At 43.6% G+C, this 19,616-nt stretch carries 19 protein-coding genes and 1 riboswitch; of the genes, 14 read left to right on the top strand and 5 right to left on the bottom strand.

The features are described from left to right. The first annotated feature begins 124 nt into the window (after positions 1 to 124). From rpoH to glpG, 3 genes are all read left to right on the top strand, one after another. A complete protein-coding gene (gene rpoH / locus ACED25_RS18430; RefSeq protein ID WP_029223159.1) occupies positions 125 to 982 on the top strand; it encodes an RNA polymerase sigma factor RpoH in 858 nt (285 codons plus the stop codon). A gap of 441 nt (positions 983 to 1,423) precedes the next feature. After that, entirely contained in the window at positions 1,424 to 1,744 is a 321-nt protein-coding gene (glpE, locus tag ACED25_RS18425) for a thiosulfate sulfurtransferase GlpE (RefSeq protein ID WP_009848240.1), read from the top strand. A gap of 55 nt (positions 1,745 to 1,799) precedes the next feature. Further along, entirely contained in the window at positions 1,800 to 2,642 is an 843-nt protein-coding gene (gene glpG, locus ACED25_RS18420) for a rhomboid family intramembrane serine protease GlpG (protein WP_017104246.1), read from the top strand. 87 nt (positions 2,643 to 2,729) lie between these two features. Here glpG and ACED25_RS18415 read toward each other — a convergent pair whose 3' ends face one another. Next, positions 2,730 to 3,137 carry a flagellar basal body-associated protein FliL gene (locus ACED25_RS18415; RefSeq protein WP_009848242.1) on the bottom strand — a complete coding sequence of 136 codons (408 nt, stop codon included), beginning with the start codon at positions 3,135 to 3,137 and terminating at the stop codon, positions 2,730 to 2,732. Between the two features lie 162 nt (positions 3,138 to 3,299). Between ACED25_RS18415 and ACED25_RS18410 the strand changes: the two genes are divergently transcribed. Beyond that, the gene (locus ACED25_RS18410; protein WP_162924288.1) at positions 3,300 to 3,842 is read left to right on the top strand and encodes a chorismate lyase; all 543 of its coding nucleotides are present in this window, start codon (positions 3,300 to 3,302) and stop codon (positions 3,840 to 3,842) included. After that, entirely contained in the window at positions 3,843 to 4,697 is an 855-nt protein-coding gene (gene ubiA, locus ACED25_RS18405; protein ID WP_371695846.1) for a 4-hydroxybenzoate octaprenyltransferase, read from the top strand. A 104-nt stretch (positions 4,698 to 4,801) separates the two neighbouring features. On the opposite strand, the gene plsB is transcribed toward ubiA, so the two are convergent. After that, a complete protein-coding gene (plsB, locus tag ACED25_RS18400) occupies positions 4,802 to 7,225 on the bottom strand; it encodes a glycerol-3-phosphate 1-O-acyltransferase PlsB (protein ID WP_269337476.1) in 2,424 nt (807 codons plus the stop codon). Between the two features lie 219 nt (positions 7,226 to 7,444). On the opposite strand from plsB, the gene ACED25_RS18395 reads away from it, so the two are divergent. The 4 genes from ACED25_RS18395 to dinF all read left to right on the top strand — a co-directional run bounded on the left by ACED25_RS18395 (position 7,445) and on the right by dinF (position 10,995). Beyond that, positions 7,445 to 7,807: a diacylglycerol kinase gene (locus ACED25_RS18395; protein ID WP_269337478.1), complete on the top strand. Its 363-nt coding sequence runs from the start codon at positions 7,445 to 7,447 to the stop codon at positions 7,805 to 7,807. A 94-nt stretch (positions 7,808 to 7,901) separates the two neighbouring features. Continuing rightward, positions 7,902 to 8,522, top strand: coding sequence for a transcriptional repressor LexA (gene lexA, locus ACED25_RS18390; RefSeq protein WP_009848249.1), 621 nt, complete (start codon positions 7,902 to 7,904; stop codon positions 8,520 to 8,522). Between the two features lie 97 nt (positions 8,523 to 8,619). Further along, positions 8,620 to 9,498: a class I SAM-dependent methyltransferase gene (locus ACED25_RS18385; RefSeq protein ID WP_065679467.1), complete on the top strand. Its 879-nt coding sequence runs from the start codon at positions 8,620 to 8,622 to the stop codon at positions 9,496 to 9,498. Positions 9,499 to 9,639: 141 nt separating this feature from the next. Next, entirely contained in the window at positions 9,640 to 10,995 is a 1,356-nt protein-coding gene (gene dinF / locus ACED25_RS18380) for an MATE family efflux transporter DinF (RefSeq protein ID WP_032499673.1), read from the top strand. Between the two features lie 106 nt (positions 10,996 to 11,101). Here dinF and sthA read toward each other — a convergent pair whose 3' ends face one another. Further along, positions 11,102 to 12,502 (bottom strand): Si-specific NAD(P)(+) transhydrogenase, encoded by a 1,401-nt coding sequence (gene sthA / locus ACED25_RS18375; RefSeq protein WP_009848252.1) that lies wholly within the window; start codon positions 12,500 to 12,502, stop codon positions 11,102 to 11,104. Positions 12,503 to 12,829: 327 nt separating this feature from the next. Between sthA and fabR the strand changes: the two genes are divergently transcribed. Both fabR and ACED25_RS18365 read left to right on the top strand, forming a co-directional pair. Beyond that, positions 12,830 to 13,471, top strand: coding sequence for an HTH-type transcriptional repressor FabR (gene fabR / locus ACED25_RS18370; protein ID WP_010438693.1), 642 nt, complete (start codon positions 12,830 to 12,832; stop codon positions 13,469 to 13,471). After that, positions 13,471 to 13,842, top strand: a complete 372-nt coding sequence (locus ACED25_RS18365) for a YijD family membrane protein (RefSeq protein ID WP_012605017.1) — start codon at positions 13,471 to 13,473, stop codon at positions 13,840 to 13,842. Before fabR ends, ACED25_RS18365 begins: the two co-directional genes overlap by 1 nt. A 91-nt stretch (positions 13,843 to 13,933) precedes the next feature. On the opposite strand, the gene trmA is transcribed toward ACED25_RS18365, so the two are convergent. Further along, complete coding sequence (gene trmA, locus ACED25_RS18360; protein ID WP_371695845.1) at positions 13,934 to 15,043, bottom strand: tRNA (uridine(54)-C5)-methyltransferase TrmA; 1,110 nt, start codon at positions 15,041 to 15,043, stop codon at positions 13,934 to 13,936. A gap of 154 nt (positions 15,044 to 15,197) precedes the next feature. Then, a riboswitch (cobalamin riboswitch) is annotated at positions 15,198 to 15,401 on the top strand. Between the two features lie 39 nt (positions 15,402 to 15,440). Here trmA and ACED25_RS18355 point away from each other — a divergent pair. Genes ACED25_RS18355 through murI form a run of 3 tightly spaced genes read left to right on the top strand, consistent with a single transcriptional unit; the run spans position 15,441 to position 18,782 of the window. Next, complete coding sequence (locus ACED25_RS18355; protein ID WP_009848255.1) at positions 15,441 to 17,201, top strand: TonB-dependent receptor domain-containing protein; 1,761 nt, start codon at positions 15,441 to 15,443, stop codon at positions 17,199 to 17,201. A gap of 48 nt (positions 17,202 to 17,249) precedes the next feature. Then, on the top strand, positions 17,250 to 17,915 hold the full coding sequence (locus tag ACED25_RS18350; RefSeq protein ID WP_371695844.1) for an ATPase: 666 nt from the start codon (positions 17,250 to 17,252) through the stop codon (positions 17,913 to 17,915). A 60-nt stretch (positions 17,916 to 17,975) separates the two neighbouring features. After that, positions 17,976 to 18,782, top strand: a complete 807-nt coding sequence (murI, locus tag ACED25_RS18345) for a glutamate racemase (RefSeq protein ID WP_371695856.1) — start codon at positions 17,976 to 17,978, stop codon at positions 18,780 to 18,782. On the opposite strand, the gene ACED25_RS18340 is transcribed toward murI, so the two are convergent. Beyond that, positions 18,745 to 19,197: an RNA recognition motif domain-containing protein gene (locus ACED25_RS18340; RefSeq protein WP_371695843.1), complete on the bottom strand. Its 453-nt coding sequence runs from the start codon at positions 19,195 to 19,197 to the stop codon at positions 18,745 to 18,747. The two genes, murI and ACED25_RS18340, sit on opposite strands and share 38 nt — an antisense overlap. Positions 19,198 to 19,616: the final 419 nt, after the last annotated feature.

Raw genomic sequence — 19,616 nt, 5'->3', positions numbered from 1 at the left:
CTTGTATAGACGAATTGATTATGCATAATTACTTCCCCCTCCTTGAAACCTGTTCATTTTAGGTTCAAGATTGTCGGGTTTTAATAGATGTATTACTCCAGATCAGAGATTGATGAGGAACCGAATGGCAAACCAAGCGTATCAAATGGCTTTAGTCACACAAGATAGTTTAGATAGCTATATCCGCTCAGCGAACAGTTACCCAATGCTGACGCCTGACGAGGAACGTGGACTTGCAGAGCGATTACATTACAAAGGTGAGATCGACGCTGCGAAAGGCTTGATCCTTTCACACCTACGATTCGTGGTGCACGTTGCAAGAGGCTACTCTGGCTACGGGCTGCCAATGGCTGATCTTGTCCAAGAAGGTAACATCGGCTTGATGAAGGCTGTTAAGCGCTTTAATCCAGAAGTTGGTGTCCGTCTAGTCTCTTTTGCTGTTCACTGGATCAAAGCTGAAATTCATGAATACGTATTGCGTAACTGGCGTATCGTTAAGATCGCAACGACTAAAGCGCAGCGTAAATTGTTCTTTAACCTTCGTAAGTCTAAAAAGCGTTTAGGTTGGTTCAATAACGGTGAAGTTGAGACGGTTGCGCGTGAACTGGGTGTTGAGCCTTCAGAAGTTCGTGAAATGGAATCTCGCTTAGCGGCACAAGACGCGACGTTTGAAGCGCCTATGGACGACGACGACGGTGGTTCTGCTTACACAGCTCCAGTTTATTACCTAGAAGATAAAGCGTCAGACGTTGCTGAGACGGTTGAAGCAGCTAACTGGGAATCTCATACTAATAATCGCTTAGGTCTCGCATTGAAGAGCTTAGACGAGCGTAGTCAACACATTGTTCGCTCACGTTGGTTAGACGACAACAAAGCAACACTGCAAGACTTAGCGGATACCTATAGCATTTCTGCAGAGCGTGTCCGCCAGTTAGAAAAGAATGCGATGAAGAAATTGAAGCAAGCAGTTGGCGACTTCTAATAGTATTTAATTTTTAATAGTATTTGGTTTCTCATAGTAGCAAGCAAATAGCTTAATTTTGAAAAGGCCGAGATCGAGAGATCTCGGCCTTTTTGTTTTGGATCGATTTCTCAACTTTTGCGATCGAAATTTGCAAAATGATTTTGTGGATAACTCTGTGAGGAATTTATTCGTCAGCTGTCTAAAAGCAGGGTGTAGTAAGGCTTTGACAGGGTTTTTTGAGTGGGGATATGTTTCAGTTAACCCACAGTTAGATCAGGATCATTACTACATGTTGTGGATCTATTTTTAAAAAGGCACTTTATTCACGCAATTCACAGATTTATCCACAAATGGTGTAAAAGTGATCGCTGGTGGATAACCTTATTAAGTGAGTGTGATTGTTAGCCTTGGGATAGGTTACAATGGCAGCAAAGTAAATCAGTATAAAAAGAGAAAGTCATGGACCAGTTTAAACATATCGACGTTAAAGGCGCTCAAGCCCTTATTGAACAAAGTGAAGCTCGACTTGTCGATATACGAGATCCGCAATCTTTTGCGGTAGCCCATTCAGAAACCGCCTACCACCTGACTAACGATACAATGGTGTCGTTTATGGATGAGGTTGAGTTCGAACAGCCTATCTTAGTGATGTGTTACCACGGTATTAGTAGCCAAGGCGCGGCACAATATTTAGTGAACCAAGGCTTTGAAGAGGTATATAGTGTTGATGGCGGTTTCGAAGCTTGGCATCGTGCTGAACTTCCGGTGATTGCGGGTTAATAGCTTTATCACTTAAACGCTTCAAGCATCTCCATAGTATGAATAGGAAGTAACAATGATTAGATTGATGGTGTTAGACAACCCACGTCTTGCTCAAGCATTTATTGATTATATGGCCTCTCGTCAGATCCCTATTCAGATGTCTCCAGAGGGAGAAGGGCGTTTTGCTTTGTGGCTTCTTGATGGTCAATTTCAGGTTGAAACCGAAGCTGAGCTGAATCGTTTTCTTGCTGAACCCAATCATAAACGCTATCAAGCGGCGTCTTGGGATATGGCTGAGTCTAGAAAGAGTCATTTCCATTACCACACACCAAGCTTTTTGGGCATGATCAAAGCAAAAGCAGGTCCTGTGACACTGAGCCTAATGTTGGTGTGTGTGGTGATTTTTGCGCTGCAACAGATTGGTTTTGGCCAAGCTATTTTCAATGCCCTGCATTTCCCAGCAGTTGATGGACAGCAATGGCAGCTGTGGCGTTGGTTGAGCCATGCTGTTCTGCATTTCTCTGTTATGCACATCGCATTCAATATTTTGTGGTGGTGGCAGCTAGGTGGGGATATTGAGAAGAAACTAGGCAGCCTCAAGCTACTTCAGATCTTTGCTGTCTCTTCTGCGCTTTCAGGTGCTGGTCAGTATTGGGTTGAAGGGGCGAACTTCGGTGGTTTGTCTGGTGTTGTGTACGCTTTGGTTGGTTACTTATGGGTTGTCGGTGCGAAGGCGCCACAACTTGGTTTAGGTATCCCAAGACAGATTGTCGGCTTTATGTTGGTGTGGTTAGTGCTTGGGTACATGCAGCCATTTATGGCGATCGCCAATACAGCGCATTTAGCTGGCCTAGCCGCTGGTGTCATTATTGGCTTTATCGATGCGATGAAAGCACCGAGCTCGGCAAGAAGCTAACTCATTTTTTCTAGTGAGTAGCCAAACGATAGAGACAAAAAAGCGGCCAGATGAGCCGCTTTTTTATTGGGATTCGTTTTTACATCATTACTGATAAAGATATTTGGTAAACAATAAGTCAGCAATGAGAGTTTTACCTGTTTCTGGAAGTAAAATCTTATTGAGGTGCTCAACTAAGGACTTTCTCAAATCTTCACGACCGGATAGAGACTTAATTGTCTCTTCATTTTGTTTGCCGAGTAATTCAATCACCGCATCACGAATCAATGGCTGATGATGCTCAATGGCTTCTAAGTCATTACTATTTGCGACCATTATGTCGAGACGGACCTGAATATAGCCCAGTTTTTTACCTTTAGTGTAAAAATTGGTGGTGAGATCGGGCTCTAGCGTGAAGTAGGCTAGTTTGGGTGTCGATTCTTCTTCAGCGAAACTTGATGCTGAAAACAGTAGATTAATCGCAATAAATAGTTGGGCTACATAACGTTTGTGCATATTTGAGACTTTTCTTTAGTTTATTCGCGATATTCGAAACGCATTAGTCTTGTTACAATGAGCGGTCTAAATCTAAATACGTTTACAATTCGAAGGACGCTTTAATTTTATTCGAAAGTTGAAGCTTTATTGTACGTGTAAAGTCACCTATTGAATACTAGTATGAATCAGTCAATATCATTGTATCTAAATTCATTAATGAATGTAGATTGGCAAAGCACAGAAAAATTTAATTTTCCTAATGAAACCACCAAAGAGTGGCTTATGGAACAAGGATCGCTTTCCCGTAAGTTGGGCAAGTGCTGCAAGCACCTGTCTGTTGAGTTGCTTCATAATCAAGTTGTGGAACGATCAATTCTGCAACAGGACGAAGAACGCCTTTTATCATCACATGATTGCTTACTGCGTAAAGTGATTTTAAAGGGTGATGATGAGCCGTGGGTGTTAGGTCGAACCTTAATACCTCGAATTACCCTAGAAGATCATCAGCACTCTGACCTTTCTCAACAAGGGGATGTCCCGCTTGGATTAACGGTTTTCAGTGCTGAGAACGTGGAGCGAGATGCGCTTCAAGTCGGTTGGGTTATCGCTGGCGATGAGCGATTACTCGCGCGTCGTTCTCGATTATGGATGAATCATAAACCGATGCTTGTGGCCGAACTTTTTTTACCAACATCCCCCATTTACTCTAAGGAGAGTGTGTAAATGCTTGCCACCAAAGCGAAGGCGTACTGGCAATTGACGCGAATGAATCGCCCGATTGGTACTCTGTTACTCCTTTGGCCGACCTTGTGGTCGCTGATTATTGCTGCGAAAGGCATACCTGATTTTGATGTCTTGGTTGTTTTCATACTCGGTGTGGTGTTAATGCGATCGGCTGGCTGTGTGATTAATGACTTTGCTGACCGTAAAGTTGATGGTCATGTCAAACGCACCAAGCAACGTCCATTACCTTCAGGTTTGGTTTCCAGCAAGGAAGCCATTGTGCTCTTTCTAGTGTTAGCTGTGGTTTCTTTTTTGTTGGTACTCACCATGAACCCGCTGACCATTAAGCTCTCTTTTATTGGGGTTGGTCTCGCGTTCATTTATCCTTTCATGAAGCGTTTTACACACCTTCCACAGTTGTTTCTCGGATTGGCTTTCAGTTGGGCAATACCAATGGCTTGGGCGGCGCAAACCAATGAACTGCCAAGCATTGTGTGGTTTATCTTCGTGATTAATGCGTTGTGGACGATAGCCTACGACACGCAATATGCGATGGTTGACCGAGATGATGACTTGAAGATTGGCATCAAGTCGACGGCTATTCTGTTTGGTCGTTTTGATAAGCTTATGGTTGGCGCGCTGCAGTTAGTTACACTGGCGATGTTGATTGCATTGGGCATGCACTACCAACTCGGTGATACTTTCTACTGGGCACTGTTAGTTTCGGGAAGCTTGTTCGTGTATCAACAGCATCTGATGCGTCACCGCGATCGAGACCTTTGCTTCCAAGCCTTCTTGAACAATAACTATGTTGGAATGGCGGTGACTGTAGGCTTGTTCATTACCTTCTGGTAAGCATCCGCTTTACAAGTAAATGAACGCTAAAGAAAAAGGCACCCATTGGGTGCCTTTTTTGATCGTATTCAGTCTAGTGATTAAAGTGAATGCTAACCAAGAGATTATTCTGCTTGGTGGATACTCTCTTGAATCGTCAAACGTACTTCAGGGTAAAGCATTGAGTAGAGAAGTTTAGCGAATTGCTGAGTCTTTTCTAAATCACAGTTACCATCGTTATCCAGATATTGCTGCTGTTTCAGAGTTGCGAACATCGACGCAAACACGCCTTTATCGAAGAACTCCGGTGCGTTGATACCTTGTAGGCGACCCAGTCGCTGTGCGATGTCTTGGCTCTTCTGCTCAAGGTCTGACTTATCTAGATCAGGATTCTCTGCCAATAGGTTCAGAGCAATTGAGTAGCGCTGGAGCGTTTCTGAAATCGTACGGCCTAGTAGCATCAGTGCTTGGCTGTTTGACTGGTTGATCGTTACTTGGTTGTTCGACACAACAAGCATGCCTTGACCGACTAGCTCATCAATGATGTTCGCAACCACGCTTTCAAGCTGATCTTCGTCGTAGCTTAAAAACAACTCTTTCTTTAAGAATGGGTAGATAGCGGCAACATTTTCTTGAATAGCGTCGATTGATAAACCGTGCTGACGAATGGTCATCTGAGCGATCAATGATGGCAATGCAAACAAGTGAATGATGTTATTACGATAGTAGGTCATCAGAATCGATTGGTGACGATCAAGTGAAATGATGTCGCCCATAGTGTCTGATTCAATTAAGAACTTATTCAATGACTCTGCGTGTTTTACTAAGTCTTCAGCGCTGTCTTTAGGCACTGTGAATGTATCTGAATAAGGCACATTCTTAAGTAGAGACAGGTAGCAGTTGATCTGAGAAACCAAAGAGTCTCGAGACAATGCGCGCTGTCTTGAAGCCAATAGTGCCGTTGCACAAAGAGTCAGGGCATTGGTCGCTGCCGCATCGTTAATGTGCGTCATCATTTTGGTTGCCAAGTCATTAACCACCGGGTTCATCCATTGTGGTTTGCTGGTTCCCATTGGGTCGATATCTTTAGTCCACTCAGGAGCATGTTCGTTCAGATATTGGTTCAGCTGAATTGGCTCACCGAAGTTCACGTAGCCTTTACCAAAGTTACGCAGCTTACGAATTGTACGAATCACTAGGCTCGCGTTTTCTTTCTCTTTACGCTTACCACGAAGTTCTTTCGCGTAGGTCGCGACTTCCATTACGTGCTCATAGCCGATGTATACAGGAACCAAAGTTACCGGACGGTTCATGCCGCGCAGCATTGCTTGGATTGTCATCGCTAGCATGCCGGTTTTCGCCTGCAATAGACGACCCGTACGAGAACGACCACCTTCACTGAAGTATTCTACTGAGTAACCTTTAGCGAACAGTTCGGCTAGGTATTCACGGAAAATCGTTGAGTAAAGCTTGTTGCCTTTGAAACTACGACGAATAAAGAACGCACCGCCGTGACGGAAAATAGGGCCGGCAGGGAAGAAGTTGAGGTTGATCCCTGCTGCGATGTGCGGAGGAACCATGCCTTCATGATAAAGCACATAAGAAAGCAGTAAGTAATCCATGTGACTACGATGACAAGGCACATAAACGATCTCGTGACCATCTTGAGCCAGCTTACGAACGGTTGAAGCGTTGCTGATATGCAGGCCTTGGTACAACTTATTCCACAACCAACCAAGAATCTTTTCACCGCGTTTGATTAGCGAGTAAGAGAAGTTCGCAGCAATCTCGTCCATGATGTCTTGAGCTTCTTTGCTCGCTTTCTCTATGGAAATATTTTTTGATTCAGCTTCATCTTCTATCGCCTTTTTGATTGCTTCTGACTTTAGCAGGCGGTCGAACAGAGCTTGGCGGCTTGGTAGGTTAGGGCCCGATGCTGCAAGTTTTTGACGAGAGAAGTGAATGCGTGCCACGCGCGCCAGTTTATGCGCGATGGTGCTGTCGGTGCCGTGTGAGTTAGCCATGTATCGTAGAGATACCACTGGGCTAAAGCGAACCAGACAGTCACGACCTGCTAGCAATACAGCTTTCGATTTCTCTAAGCCGTTCATTGCTTGTAGGTAAGGCTTCTGGTTATTCTCTTTACCAGGCTTTCGACCCCACAATACGGTGGCAGGGATAACTTGAACGTCGAGCTCAGAGTCTTCTGCATGCAGTGAAAGCAGTTCAGAGAAGACTTCAATTGATGAGCTTGGTACATAATCATCGTCTTGCAGTAGAGTTTTGCGAGAAGAGATAAAAACGTAGCGTTGCAGTGATTTGCCATTGATTTCAAGTTTGCTCAATGGATCAGGCAACCCTAGTTCAAGTGCATGTTTTTGCAATGTAAGAATGTCTACACTTGAGCGAAACGGTAAGGCGTATACAATCGGTTTGCTCAAATCAATGTTCAAATCCTCTACAGGGTTTGAAGGGATTGATGTGCTCTTTACCAATAGGGATAAAGGTAGCTTCATTAATGAACGTGAAAAAGATTGTCCAGAAGACATATAGGTTCACTGCCTCAATAGTTATTTCAATGTGCTCAAGCGTATCTCTATTTCTATAATGAGAGGATAAATCCTATGAGTGAAATAGGGATAAGCCTAGGCGTAAATTTAATCGATGCAAGAATACCAGAAACTGGTCTAACCTTTTAATGGAAATAGTCATATTGCCGTTAAGTTTGTGGAAAATCATTCATCGACTGATTGAGTATAGAGTTAAAAATGACCAAAAAATCAAACACCGGAGTCAAACGTATCGTCAAAGCGGCGGGCTTTTCATGGCAAGGCATCACGAGCTCGTTTAAAAACGAGGCTGCATTTCGACAAGAAGTCTTTATGGCCGCAGTGCTTATTCCGTTGGCGTTCTACTTAGATGTAAACCAAGTTGAGCGAATCTTAATGATTTCAGCCGTCGTGTTGGTGATGGTTGTCGAGTTGATTAATACCGCGATTGAAGCGGTCGTTGACCGAATCGGTAGCGAACATCATGAGCTTTCTGGGATGGCGAAAGATGTTGGCTCAGCTGCCGTTTTTATCTGTTTAGTATTAGCTGGTTACGTGTGGTTAGAGATCTTGTTTTTGTAACTCGCTAAAAATGAACTAAAAACAACCAATTGCTTTGCTTTTATTCAGTTACTGGATATACTCACAGTCAACTGTATAAAAAGACAGGTGAATCATGAAGCCGTTAACGCCCCGCCAGCAACAAGTTTTTGACCTTATCAAAAGTAAGATCGAAGATTGCGGTATGCCACCGACTCGTGCAGAAATCGCACGTGAACTTGGTTTCCGCTCTGCAAATGCTGCAGAAGAACATTTGAAAGCTCTTGCTCGTAAAGAAGCGATTGAGATTATCCCGGGTGCGTCTCGCGGTATTCGTATTTTGCTTGAAGATGCAGCGAATGAAGAGCAAGGTTTACCATTAATCGGTCAGGTTGCCGCTGGCGAGCCTATTTTGGCTCAAGAGCATGTAGAAATGCATTACCAAGTTGACCCAGGTATGTTTAAGCCACAAGCTGACTTCTTACTTCGCGTAAATGGCGAAAGTATGAAAGACATCGGTATTATGGATGGCGATTTACTGGCCGTGCATAAAACACAAGACGTGCGTGATGGACAAGTTGTCGTGGCTCGTGTCGACGATGATGTAACGGTAAAACGCCTAGAGCGCAAAGGTTCTACCGTTCTGTTGCATGCTGAAAATGAAGAGTTTTCTCCAATTCACGTGGACTTAGAATCCCAACACTTGTCTATTGAAGGACTTGCGGTTGGTATTATTCGTAACACGGACTGGATGTAGTCAGTGCAAACAGCTTATTGATATTTACTCTCAATAACTTGTTATTGTAATTGATATTCATTATCATCTTCTTTGTCGAGATACAAGGAAGATGATGATGCCAAACCCAACCAAACCTCAAATGAAGCCGCTTATTCGTAAGTCGCACACCTATGATCAAAAGGCTTCTTCTGATCTCGGGTCAGCACATCAAGAATTCCAAGTACCGACCAATCTTGTTCAACACCTTTGGTTTCGCAGCCGCGAAAGCCTAGCCGATGACGGTCTTGTTTATGACCCTATTGCAGCACAAGCCTGCAAGCGTTGCCAACTCGCACCTGAATGCCTTACCGGTGAACTCGACCAGCAACAACTCCTTTACGCGACACTGACTCAACTTTGTGACTCTCAAGTTCAACAGTTTTTATCTCATAACCCAGATGCCTGGATTATTAACGTGGGAGCAGGGCTCGATACCCGTTTCTACCGTTTAGATAATGGCCGCTGTCATTGGGTTGAGCTAGATGTAACCGAGAACTTAGTTTGGCGACAACGCCTGTTCCACAAGAATGAACGCTACCGTCTAGAGTGTGGCTCGGTGGATGATCTGACCTGGTTGGATGAACTTAATATTCCAGAACAAGCCTCAGTGATGGTGGTGTGTGAACATGCTCTGCTGGATTGCAATGAACAACAGACGGCGAACTTTATTCAGTCTTTGAGCCGTTATTTTACCCACGCACATGCGTGTTTAGTGTTAGCTGGAGATAAAAGCTCTAGTGCTCTGGGGCAAAAGCTCGGTTCTGGAAAATACTCACATGGCTTATCTTCTCCGATAGACAGCGTCCTTAATTGGCTGCCATGGGCTCAGTGGGTAAAAGCGTTTTCTCCACTTGACCAGCAGTGTAATCGTTGGAAATTGTGGCAGCGACTTCTTTGTAAAATCTCTCAGGTCAAAAAGCGTTTAACGCCGCAGTTAGTGCTTGTTAAGTGGTAGTGCTAGCGGTTCTGTTGACAGGTATCTGAATGCTTGCCTCGTTATAGGTATTCGTTATCGATAAAAGGCAAGCACCTCCCCACAACATAGTGAAAGCCCACTCACTAGGTTAAACTATCGCCTCTAATCTAAGAGGTGATCGTGAAGTTATTTAATCCCCAAACTATTTTTCAAACGCTATCCAATCAGGCGATGCACAAAAAAGTGCTGTTACTCGCGATCCCGATGGTTCTTTCTAATATTACGGTTCCACTGTTGGGCTTAGTCGATGCTGCGGTTATCGGTCACTTAGAGCATTCTTGGTATTTAGGTGGTGTGGCGCTGGGTGGCACAATGATCAGCGTGACCTTTTGGCTGCTCGGTTTCTTACGAATGTCGACGACGGGACTGGCCGCGCAATCTTATGGGGCTAACGATGGCAAGCAACTTGGTTTAGTCTTTGTGCAAGGCGTGACCATGGCACTAGGGTTTGCTGGTTTCTTCTTGCTATTGCATAGCTTTGTTGCTGATGCGGTTTTCTCTCTGAGTAGTGCCAGTGACCAAGTGAAACACTATGGTCAGCAATATTTCTCTATCCGAGCATGGAGTGCGCCTGCTGCGTTGACTAACTTTGTGCTGTTAGGTTGGTTACTCGGAACCCAAAATGCCAAAGCACCCATGTGGATGGTGATCATTACTAATATCACCAACATCGTTTTAGATATCGTATTTGTGATTGGCCTCGGCTGGCAAGTGGAAGGCGCAGCATTGGCATCTGTAATGGCTGATTATGCCGGTTTAACATTTGGCCTGATTTGTGTTTACCGAATCTGGGTGAAGAAGCAGTTACCATCGCCATGGGAGCTGCTTAAGAAAACCAGCCAAGGTTTGAGTCGTTTCGTAAAACTGAATCGCGATATCTTCCTTCGTTCACTATGCCTACAAGCGACTTTCACTTTCATGACCTTCCAAGGTGCAAGCTTTGGCGATGATGTTGTTGCGGCCAATGCAGTGTTGATGAGTTTCTTGATGATCATCTCTTATGGGATGGATGGTTTTGCTTACGCAATGGAAGCGATGGTCGGTAAAGCGATAGGCGCGAAAGATAAAGATGAATTAAATCAGTCGTTGATTGGTACCTTTTTCTGGAGCTTCAATATTTGTTTGGTTCTAACCATAGTGTTCGCGATCGCTGGGTCTAATCTAATTAATATGATCACCACCATCCCAGATGTAAAAAGCCAAGCTGAGGTGTATCTGCCTTGGTTGATCGCAATGCCACTGGTTTCAATGTGGTGCTTCTTGCTGGACGGTATCTTCGTGGGCGCAACCAAAGGCAAAGATATGCGTAACAGTATGTTTGTTGCGACCTGCAGTTTCTTCGTAATTTTCTACTTAGCATCAGGTTTTGATAACCATGCGCTGTGGCTAGCAATGTTGAGCTTTATGGCGATGCGTGGGATTGGTCTTGGTGTTTTATTTGTTTCTCAGTGGAAGAAAGGAGAGTTTCTCGCTTAGCTTGCATAGCTTAGTTCAGGGAACAAAAAATAAAAACAGCAAGCTCATGGCTTGCTGTTTATGTATTTGGCCTACAGGTGGTCAAATAGTCCTGTTGGTTCTTTGTTTAGAACAAACGGTTAAGTCCGTTAAGCGCTGCGACGCGATACGCCTCGGCCATCGTCGGATAGTTAAAGGTAGTATTCACAAAGTATTCGATGGTGTTTGCTTCACCTTTTTGTTCCATGATCGCCTGACCAATGTGAATGATTTCAGCGGCACGTTCACCAAACACGTGGATACCTAAAATCTCTTTAGTTTCACGATGGAAAAGTATCTTCAAGCTACCAATATCTTTACCTGCAATTTGAGCGCGAGCTAAGTGCTTGAATGAAGAACGTCCCACTTCATACGGTACTTTAGCTGCAGTAAGCTCTTGCTCGGTTTTACCGACAGAGCTGATCTCAGGAATGGTGTAGATACCTGTTGGGATGTCTTCGATAAGGTGTCGTTCTGCTTCACCTTTCACCACGGCTTGGGCCACAAATCGACCTTGGTCATAAGCAGCACTTGCTAGGCTAGGATACCCAATCACATCACCGACAGCGTAAACATGTTCAACACTGGTTTGGTAGTTGCTGTTGACTGATACTTGTCCACGAGAGTCCGCTTCTAAGCCAACCGCACCAAGGTTCAGTTTATCAGTATTACCCGTTCGACCATTGGCATACAGTAGGCAATCGGCACGCATTTTTTTACCTGACTCTAGATGAATGATTACACCATCATCTGTTCCTTCAATTTTCTCAAAGGTCTCATCGTTACGAATAACAACACCACTGTTCCAGAAGTGGTAAGAAAGTGCATCTGAGGTTTCGTTATCTAAGAAGGACAACAGGCGATCGCGAGTATTAATGAGATCGGTTTTAACGCCTAAACCGCGAAATATAGAGGCATATTCACAGCCGATAACACCAGCACCATAGATGATGATGTGTTGTGGGTCGTGTTTCAGAGAAAGAATCGAATCACTGTCGTAGACACGTTCATGCATGAAGTCGACGTTGTCTGGCTGATAAGGACGAGAACCTGTCGCGATAACAAATTTGTCTGCGCTGTAGTGTTCTTCAGTACCGTCGCTTTGCATTACGGAGATCGTGTGGGTATCGATAAAACGTGCAGTACCGAAGACTAACGTGCATTGGTTGCGATCGTAGAAACCTTGGCGCAAGCGAGTCTGTTTGTCGATGACCGATTTAGCATGCCCCAGAATATTGGAAAATGTTGAGTGGATACTTTTATTGTTCTGACAAAACAGAGGGTTACTGTTGAATTCAATAATACGACTAACGGCATGACGCAGTGCTTTGGAAGGAATGGTCCCCCAGTGGGTACAACCACCACCAACGCTGCTCTCTTTTTCAATGATAGCAACGTTCAACCCGGCTTTGGTTAATCCCATCGCTGCCCCTTCTCCTCCGGGGCCACTACCAATTACGATTACATCAAAGTGGTTGGAGTGCGACATAGATATCTTCCTTGTTATATTTGATTAACATTGCTTTAGCGAGATTTTAACTGATTCTGTTCTTGGGTACATGAAAAGGGCATCAGAGAGTCGGTGAGATCACGTCATGCTACTGAAAAAATAATATTTGGTATGTCGTATGTCTCCAAATGACGGTGCGGATATTGAAATGTTTTCTTTGAACGTATTTACTTCGATACGTGAACAAAGAGGTGTGTTTAGTGTCTTATATAACCAGAGTGCCTTATATAAGTAAGTGATTCGCGTTATATTGAATAGAGTATTAGACATGCCTGTTTAGGCTGTAAAAGAAGATGTTGATAAAGTATGAAACCAATGGGCATTCGCGCACAGCAAAAAGAAAAGACTCGTCGTAGCTTAATCGATGCGGCATTCAGCCAACTCAGTGCCGATCGTAGTTTTTCTAATCTAAGCTTGAGAGAAGTCGCTCGTGAGGCTGGAATAGCTCCGACTTCCTTTTATCGCCATTTCAAAGACATGGATGAGCTTGGCTTAACCATGGTCGATGAAGGTGGCTTATTGTTGCGTCAGTTGATGCGTCAAGCTAGGCAACGCATAGTAAAAGAAGGCAGCGTGATTCGCACATCGGTTGAAACCTTTATGGAATTCATTGAAAGCAGCCCAAACGTATTCAGACTGTTATTGCGGGAGCGCTCAGGAACTTCATTTGAGTTTCGTGCAGCGGTAGCTCGTGAGATACAGCATTTCTCTGCTGAGTTAACCGAATATTTAATCACAACAGGAATGACAAGAGACGAAGCTTTTACTCAAGCGGAAGCCTCCGTCATCTTGGTTTTTAACTCAGGGGCAGAAGCATTAGATTTAGATCGACGTCAGCGAGATGAATTGGCTGAGCGTTTGATCATGCAATTGCGAATGATGGCCAAAGGAGCTTTTTGGTATCGTAAAGAACGTGAACGTAACCGATTAAAAGGCGGGATTGAATAATGTCGAATGAAAATAATACTGTAAACCATGGTTCTGAAAGAAAGACACTCGTACTTGCTGTTGTAGCAGGTGTGTGTGGTGATGCACTGTTATCTTGGGTAACAATGAGCGAAGTGGGCTTCTCTATTTTCCCGCTGATTGCTTTAGTGCTGGCTGTACAAGCGCTATACCAAGAATACCTAACAAATCCAGTATCTGAAGATATTCCGTTAGTGGGTTTAGCTTGTTTCTTTGTAGGTGCATTTGGCCACTCGGCTTTTGTGAAAGCACAACACCCTGATGCAGGTTCAAACTTCTTTGCGATTATCGTCGCGATGCTACTGCTCGCTTGGGTAGGTAAGAAGCTAGGCTTTATCGGTAAAACCGCTTAAACCAATCTATAAATAAAAAAACGAGCCAATTGGCTCGTTTTTTTGTATCTGCTGCTTAGCTTAGCTTTAACCTCGACCTAGAGAGCGAGGCTTACGCTTTACGCTCTAGGAACACACCTGCTTCCATATGGTGTGTGTAAGGGAACTGGTCAAATAGAGCAAAACGAGTGATGTCGTGTGTTTCGCTTAGAATGTTTAGGTTCTCTTTCAATGTCTCAGGGTTACAAGAGATGTACATGATGCGCTCGTAGCCTTGAACCATCTTACAAGTGTCAACATCCATACCTGAACGCGGTGGATCAACAAAGATAGTGTTGCAGTTGTAGCTCTTAAGATCGATGTTCGCTTGCTGTAGACGACGGAATTCACGCTTGCCTTCCATTGCTACGGTAAAATCTTCCGCAGACATGCGGATGATCTGAACATTTTCAATCTTGTTGGCTGCGATGTTGTATTGCGCAGATTCTACTGACGGCTTCGCTAGTTCTGTTGCCAGTACACGTTCGAAGTTCTGTGCCAGTGCTAGTGAGAAGTTACCGTTACCACAGTAAAGTTCAAGCAAGTCGCCTTTGCTGTCTTGAGTGCAGTCGACTGCCCACTCCAACATTTTTTCTGCTACTTTACCGTTTGGTTGAGTAAAGCTGTTCTCAACTTGCTGGTAGATGTAGCTATCACCATTCACATCTAGCTTTTCAATAACGTAGTCGCGGTCCAGTACGATTTTCATCTTACGCGCACGGCCGATCAGGTTTAGGTTAAAACCTTCATCGTTTAATTGCTGCTTAAGTGCTTTAGCATCTTGAATCCACTGCTCACCTAGTTGGCGGTGGTAAAGCAGTGACACCAAAATCTCGCCGCTTAATGTAGAAAGGAAGTCTACTTGGAATAGTTTGTGGCGTAGAGAGTGGTTGTCCTTCATTGCATCCGTTAATAGAGGCATTAGGTCGTTGATAAGACGGCTAGCAGCAGGGAACTGGTCTACGCGGTACTTTTCTTTGGTCTCTTGATTGAACATGACGTAATACATATCGTCACCTTCATGCCACACGCGGAACTCTGCACGCATACGATAGTGTTGTTCTGGAGATTCATACACTTCCAGCTCAGGCACATTATATTCTGAGAACATTTCAGTAAGACGCTCAGTCTTTTCTGCCAGTTGTTCTTGGTAGCGTTGCGGGTTTACTTCTAAATTCGCCATTGTTATGCCTTTTGCTATCGTGCTTTTAAATCAAGAGCGCAGATTTTATTCAATCACAGGCGCTTGTCCAGTGTTGAGAGCCATTCAGTCTAAATAGACGACGAAAACTATAGCTTATAACTATCTTAGACTAGACAAATGATTCATAGGTCAATACTATTTCCGGCAAGCTGGTGCCATGTGGATGTATAGATGGCTGAAGAGGGAATCTGGTGAAAATCCAGAACTGACGCGCAGCGGTAAAAGAGAACGAGTATTCATAGACACTGCAAATAGCATTTTGTGGGAAGTCGAATATTAGGTAACCGAAAGGTTGTGCTCTTAAGTCCGAATACCTGCCAGCGGCCAAACCATAAAATGTGGTTTGGTAGGACTTTACGCGATTTAGGATCACAACATGAACAAATCCCTTTTAGCGGTTGCTGTAGCATCGCTGCTTTCACCTATCTCCAATTTACACGCACAAGAAGCATCTGCTGACGAAACCATGGTCGTTACGGCTAACCGTTTTGAGCAAAGCACTCAAAGTACAACGTTACCTGTTGTAGTTGTTACTCGAGCAGAGATTGAAGCGATTCAAGCTAATGATATTTACGAAGTACTACGTCGTTTACCTGGTATTCAGGTAGCGAGCAACGGCGGTTACGGACAAAAGCAGAGTGTTTTTGTTAGAGGTACTAACTCTGACCACATCTTAGTACTTATTGATGGCGTAAAAACAGCAAGTGCAACATCAGGAGGAGCAAATTTTGCTGCTATTCCACTAGTTGGTGTTCAGCGCATTGAGTTTGTGCGTGGTCCTCGAGCAGCAATTTATGGAGCCGATGCGATTGGTGGTGTAATTAATATTATTACAGACACATCAAGTTCAGAAGCAAAAGTTAGCGTAGGGTTTGGATCTGATTCATACAAAAAAGGCAGTGTGGCAGTGTCTGGTAATATTACAGACTCGACAAGTGGTTCTGTAGCTGTAAAGCGAGCAGAGACTGATGGGTTTTCTGTTCAAAACTCAGCTGGTGATCAAGACGCAGATGGACATGAAGTGACTGAGCTAGCACTTGCGATAACTCATAAGCTGAATGACGAGTTTAAGCTTAAGTTTAATTCTACTTACTCGGATGGTGAAACAGAGTACGATCCGAAAAATGCTACAAAAGATCAGACACTTTACAGTGCAATTGGCCGTCTTAGTTATACTGGAGAAACGTTGTCGAGCAACTTTTCTTTAAGTAAAGCTCAAGATTCTAGTAAAGATTATTACTACAAAAGTACTTATCAAACGGACCACCAGGCCGTTGCTTTCACAAATTTATTCACTGTGAACAATGAAGTTTCTATTGGTGCGGGTCTTGATTGGTCTAAAGATGACGTATCAGAGTCCTCAAAAGACTATGCCGAGAAATCTCGTACGAATAACTCGCTATATGTTAGTGGCTTTTATGACAACCAAGCCGTACAAGCTGAATTAGCTTTACGCGGTGACGATAACCAACGCTACGGCAAGAATACTACATGGCAAGCGGGTTTAGGATATTGGTTAGCAGCTAATTATCGCGTGACGGCTAATGCTGGTACGGCATTTAAAGCACCGACATTTAATCAACTATATTGGCCGGGCTCAGGTGTTCCAACCTTGAAACCTGAAGAGTCAAAAAACTATGAAGTCGCGTTCGAAGCCCATCAATCATTGGTTGATTGGAGAGTATCGGCTTACAAAAATGATATTAAAAACATGATAGTTGGATGGCCTTCAAAAAACATTGGTGTCGCTGAAATTAAAGGCTTAGAGCTATCGGGAGAATTCGATACAGGCAGTTTTTCTCACCAAGTTAGCCTTGACTTTATGGACCCGACAGATAAAAGCGATGGGTCTCAACTTTTACGTAGAGCGAAACAAAATGCTAAGTGGAACGTGACGTATTTTGCGGACAACTGGCAGGCGGACTTGAGCTATTTATATCAAGGTAAACGTATGGATAGCGGCAATGCTGAGTTAGATGAGTACTCGCTAGTAGATATAGCTGCGAGCTACTTTGTGACGGATCATTTCACAATGAGAGGGCGTATTGCTAACCTTTTTGATAAAGATTACACGTTAGCCAAAGGGTATGAAACACAAGAAAGAAGTTTCTTTATAAACGCTGACTACCAGTTCTAATTAACAACTAAACCGCCTTCGGGCGGTTTTTTCTTATTGGATATATCAATGAAAAAGAAAGTCGTCATAAGTTGGTCATCAGGTAAAGACTCTACGTTAACGTTAGAGCGGCTACTTGAAAGCACCGAGTATGAAGTTGTTGCTCTGTATACTACGTATGTTGGAGATGAAGTTCCTTTCCAGGTAACTCCTATTGAGGTAGTTGCAATGCAAGCTCGATTGGTCGGTTTACCATTAATCATGATTGAGCTACCGGAAGTCTTCCCAAGTAATGAGGTTTACCAAAGTACGATTGTCTCGGCACTTAAAGATTCTAGCTTATCAATCGATGCGGTCGCGTTTGGAGATATGTTCTGTAATGGCATTGCCGATTACCGAAGAAGTTATATAGAGCCAGCTGGTTGGGAGTGTGTGTTTCCCTTAATGGGAGAGAGCAGTCAGGCACTTGCGAGTGAAATAATAGAGAGAGGAATCGAAACCTTTCTCGTCACGGTCGATACCGATGTATTAGACATGAGCTATTGCGGGAAAGAATACACGCTTGAGCTAATCGGCAGTTTACCGAGTCACGTCGACCCATGCGGCGAAGATGGTGAGTTTCATACTTTAGTCACGTCAGCGCCATGCTTTAAAGGAAAGCTTAAGATAGAGCTGGAAAATGTAGAGCAGGGTGAGCGCTTTGTGCATCAACGCTACCGAGCTTGCATTATGTAGAGTGATGATTGGCGAAAACTAAGTGAAGGGGTATCATTGCAGCGGAACTTATTACAGGTAATGGTTGTGTCGGAAAGCATACAAAAAAACATATTGATCTTTGATTCTGGAGTTGGCGGCCTGTCCGTATATAAAGAGATAAGCCAGTTACTACCGAATCATAACTATACTTATGTATTCGATAACGAGGCTTACCCATACGGTGAGCTAGACCAGCAAGTCCTTATCCACAGAGTTCAAAGCATCGTCGCCAGTTTTGTGGCTAGCCACGCTATTGATATTGTGGTGATAGCCTGCAATACAGCAAGTACAATTGTGTTGCCTACACTAAGGGCAAATAACCCAATCCCTATTGTCGGGGTTGTTCCGGCAATCAAGCCTGCATCGCTACTTGCCAATAAAGCCATTGGTCTTATTGCGACACCCGCAACGATTACTCGTGAATACACACACGAGCTCATCAAAAACTTCTCTAGTAATAAAAGAGTTGAGCTTTTAGGTTCGACTCAGCTGGTGGATATGGCCGAAGATAAACTTAGAGGTGAGGCGATTAACCTTGAAGAGCTGCAGCAAATCCTTCAACCAATGATCAACACAATTGATGTGGCTGTTTTAGGGTGTACTCATTTCCCACTGATCAAATCAGAGATTCAGCAAGTGCTAGGTAAAAACGTGATGTTGATTGATTCAGGTAAGGCTATTGCTAAGCGGGTTCAAGATTTATTGGATTTAGAGAGCAGTACTGAAGAAGGGGGAGTGCGTGAGGCTTTTTGTAGTGCACTTCCTAAAAAAGAAAGTGCACTAAATAGTATGCTGAAGCAGTTAGGGTTTAGCTCAGTTCAGCTTCGTCCGTTTCTGGATGTTTAGGATCGTTTGCAACGCGTACTTTTAAAGTACGTTGCATGTAATCTTTATCGTTAAGTTCTGAAATAGCATGATTCACATCATTACTTGCCATAACAACAAATCCAAAACCTCTTCTTTTACCAGTACGTTTGTCTTTCATTAAACGTACAGCAAATACTTCACCATATTCAGAGAACAATTCACGTACATGTGATTCATTCGCCTTGTATGGAAGGTTACCTACATAAAGTGTTTTTGTTGAAGCCTTAGGTTCTGACTCTGATTTTGAGTCGGTGCTTGAAAAATTAACAACAAAAGCGGAAGCCAAGACACCAAGGATAAAGGTAATTGCAGGCGATATATCTACCTGAGAGAAAACAATGCCGCCCAATACAGCTAGCGCGACAATTAACAACATCGATTTTTTTGAGTTCATATCGGAATACTACATATTAATAAACGAAATATACGCATCTACCATTAACAAAATAGACACATGAATCTTACGTTCATGGCTTCCATTTTGCCAATGTATTGCTGTGATACGTCTCAAATGTTTAGTTTTTATTCGAAAAATGCGGATGTGGTGGCTTTTTAGGCGAACAAAACTTTTATTTAAAAAAGCTCTTGTGCTCTATATCGAACTCTCTATAATGCCGCCTCACCGACAAGGAGTGAGACGAAAGTCACGCAGCGAAATCGGTAGAGAATAAGAGTTTGAAAATAACCCTTGACTCTCTAAGTGGTGCAGGTATAGTACGCACCCCTAGCGACTGAGATGTGAGTCACAAAACGCTAACGCTCTTTAACAATTTAAACCTATCAATCTGTGTGGGCACTCGTTGATGAATATCA

The sequence above is a fragment of the Vibrio sp. 1F263 genome, assembly GCF_041439035.1.
GTDB classification, from domain to species: Bacteria; Pseudomonadota; Gammaproteobacteria; order Enterobacterales; family Vibrionaceae; genus Vibrio; species Vibrio tasmaniensis_A.
This window is presented reverse-complemented; position numbering and strand designations above follow the sequence as displayed.

Bases quoted from the DNA above. Each gene is read 5' to 3' on its own strand.
- sthA (WP_009848252.1), bottom strand. From the start codon at position 12,502: ATGTCGCACTCCAACCACTTTGATGTAATCGTAATTGGTAGTGGCCCC.
- ACED25_RS18355 (WP_009848255.1), top strand. From the start codon at position 15,441: ATGAACAAATCCCTTTTAGCGGTTGCTGTAGCATCGCTGCTTTCACCT.
- lexA (WP_009848249.1), top strand. From the start codon at position 7,902: ATGAAGCCGTTAACGCCCCGCCAGCAACAAGTTTTTGACCTTATCAAA.
- ACED25_RS18365 (WP_012605017.1), top strand. From the start codon at position 13,471: ATGTCGAATGAAAATAATACTGTAAACCATGGTTCTGAAAGAAAGACA.
- fabR (WP_010438693.1), top strand. From the start codon at position 12,830: ATGAAACCAATGGGCATTCGCGCACAGCAAAAAGAAAAGACTCGTCGT.
- ACED25_RS18340 (WP_371695843.1), bottom strand. From the start codon at position 19,197: ATGAACTCAAAAAAATCGATGTTGTTAATTGTCGCGCTAGCTGTATTG.
- ACED25_RS18350 (WP_371695844.1), top strand. From the start codon at position 17,250: ATGAAAAAGAAAGTCGTCATAAGTTGGTCATCAGGTAAAGACTCTACG.
- ubiA (WP_371695846.1), top strand. From the start codon at position 3,843: ATGCTTGCCACCAAAGCGAAGGCGTACTGGCAATTGACGCGAATGAAT.
- glpE (WP_009848240.1), top strand. From the start codon at position 1,424: ATGGACCAGTTTAAACATATCGACGTTAAAGGCGCTCAAGCCCTTATT.
- ACED25_RS18385 (WP_065679467.1), top strand. From the start codon at position 8,620: ATGCCAAACCCAACCAAACCTCAAATGAAGCCGCTTATTCGTAAGTCG.
- trmA (WP_371695845.1), bottom strand. From the start codon at position 15,043: ATGGCGAATTTAGAAGTAAACCCGCAACGCTACCAAGAACAACTGGCA.
- ACED25_RS18410 (WP_162924288.1), top strand. From the start codon at position 3,300: ATGAATCAGTCAATATCATTGTATCTAAATTCATTAATGAATGTAGAT.
- ACED25_RS18395 (WP_269337478.1), top strand. From the start codon at position 7,445: ATGACCAAAAAATCAAACACCGGAGTCAAACGTATCGTCAAAGCGGCG.
- murI (WP_371695856.1), top strand. From the start codon at position 17,976: ATGGTTGTGTCGGAAAGCATACAAAAAAACATATTGATCTTTGATTCT.
- rpoH (WP_029223159.1), top strand. From the start codon at position 125: ATGGCAAACCAAGCGTATCAAATGGCTTTAGTCACACAAGATAGTTTA.
- glpG (WP_017104246.1), top strand. From the start codon at position 1,800: ATGATTAGATTGATGGTGTTAGACAACCCACGTCTTGCTCAAGCATTT.
- plsB (WP_269337476.1), bottom strand. From the start codon at position 7,225: ATGTCTTCTGGACAATCTTTTTCACGTTCATTAATGAAGCTACCTTTA.
- ACED25_RS18415 (WP_009848242.1), bottom strand. From the start codon at position 3,137: ATGCACAAACGTTATGTAGCCCAACTATTTATTGCGATTAATCTACTG.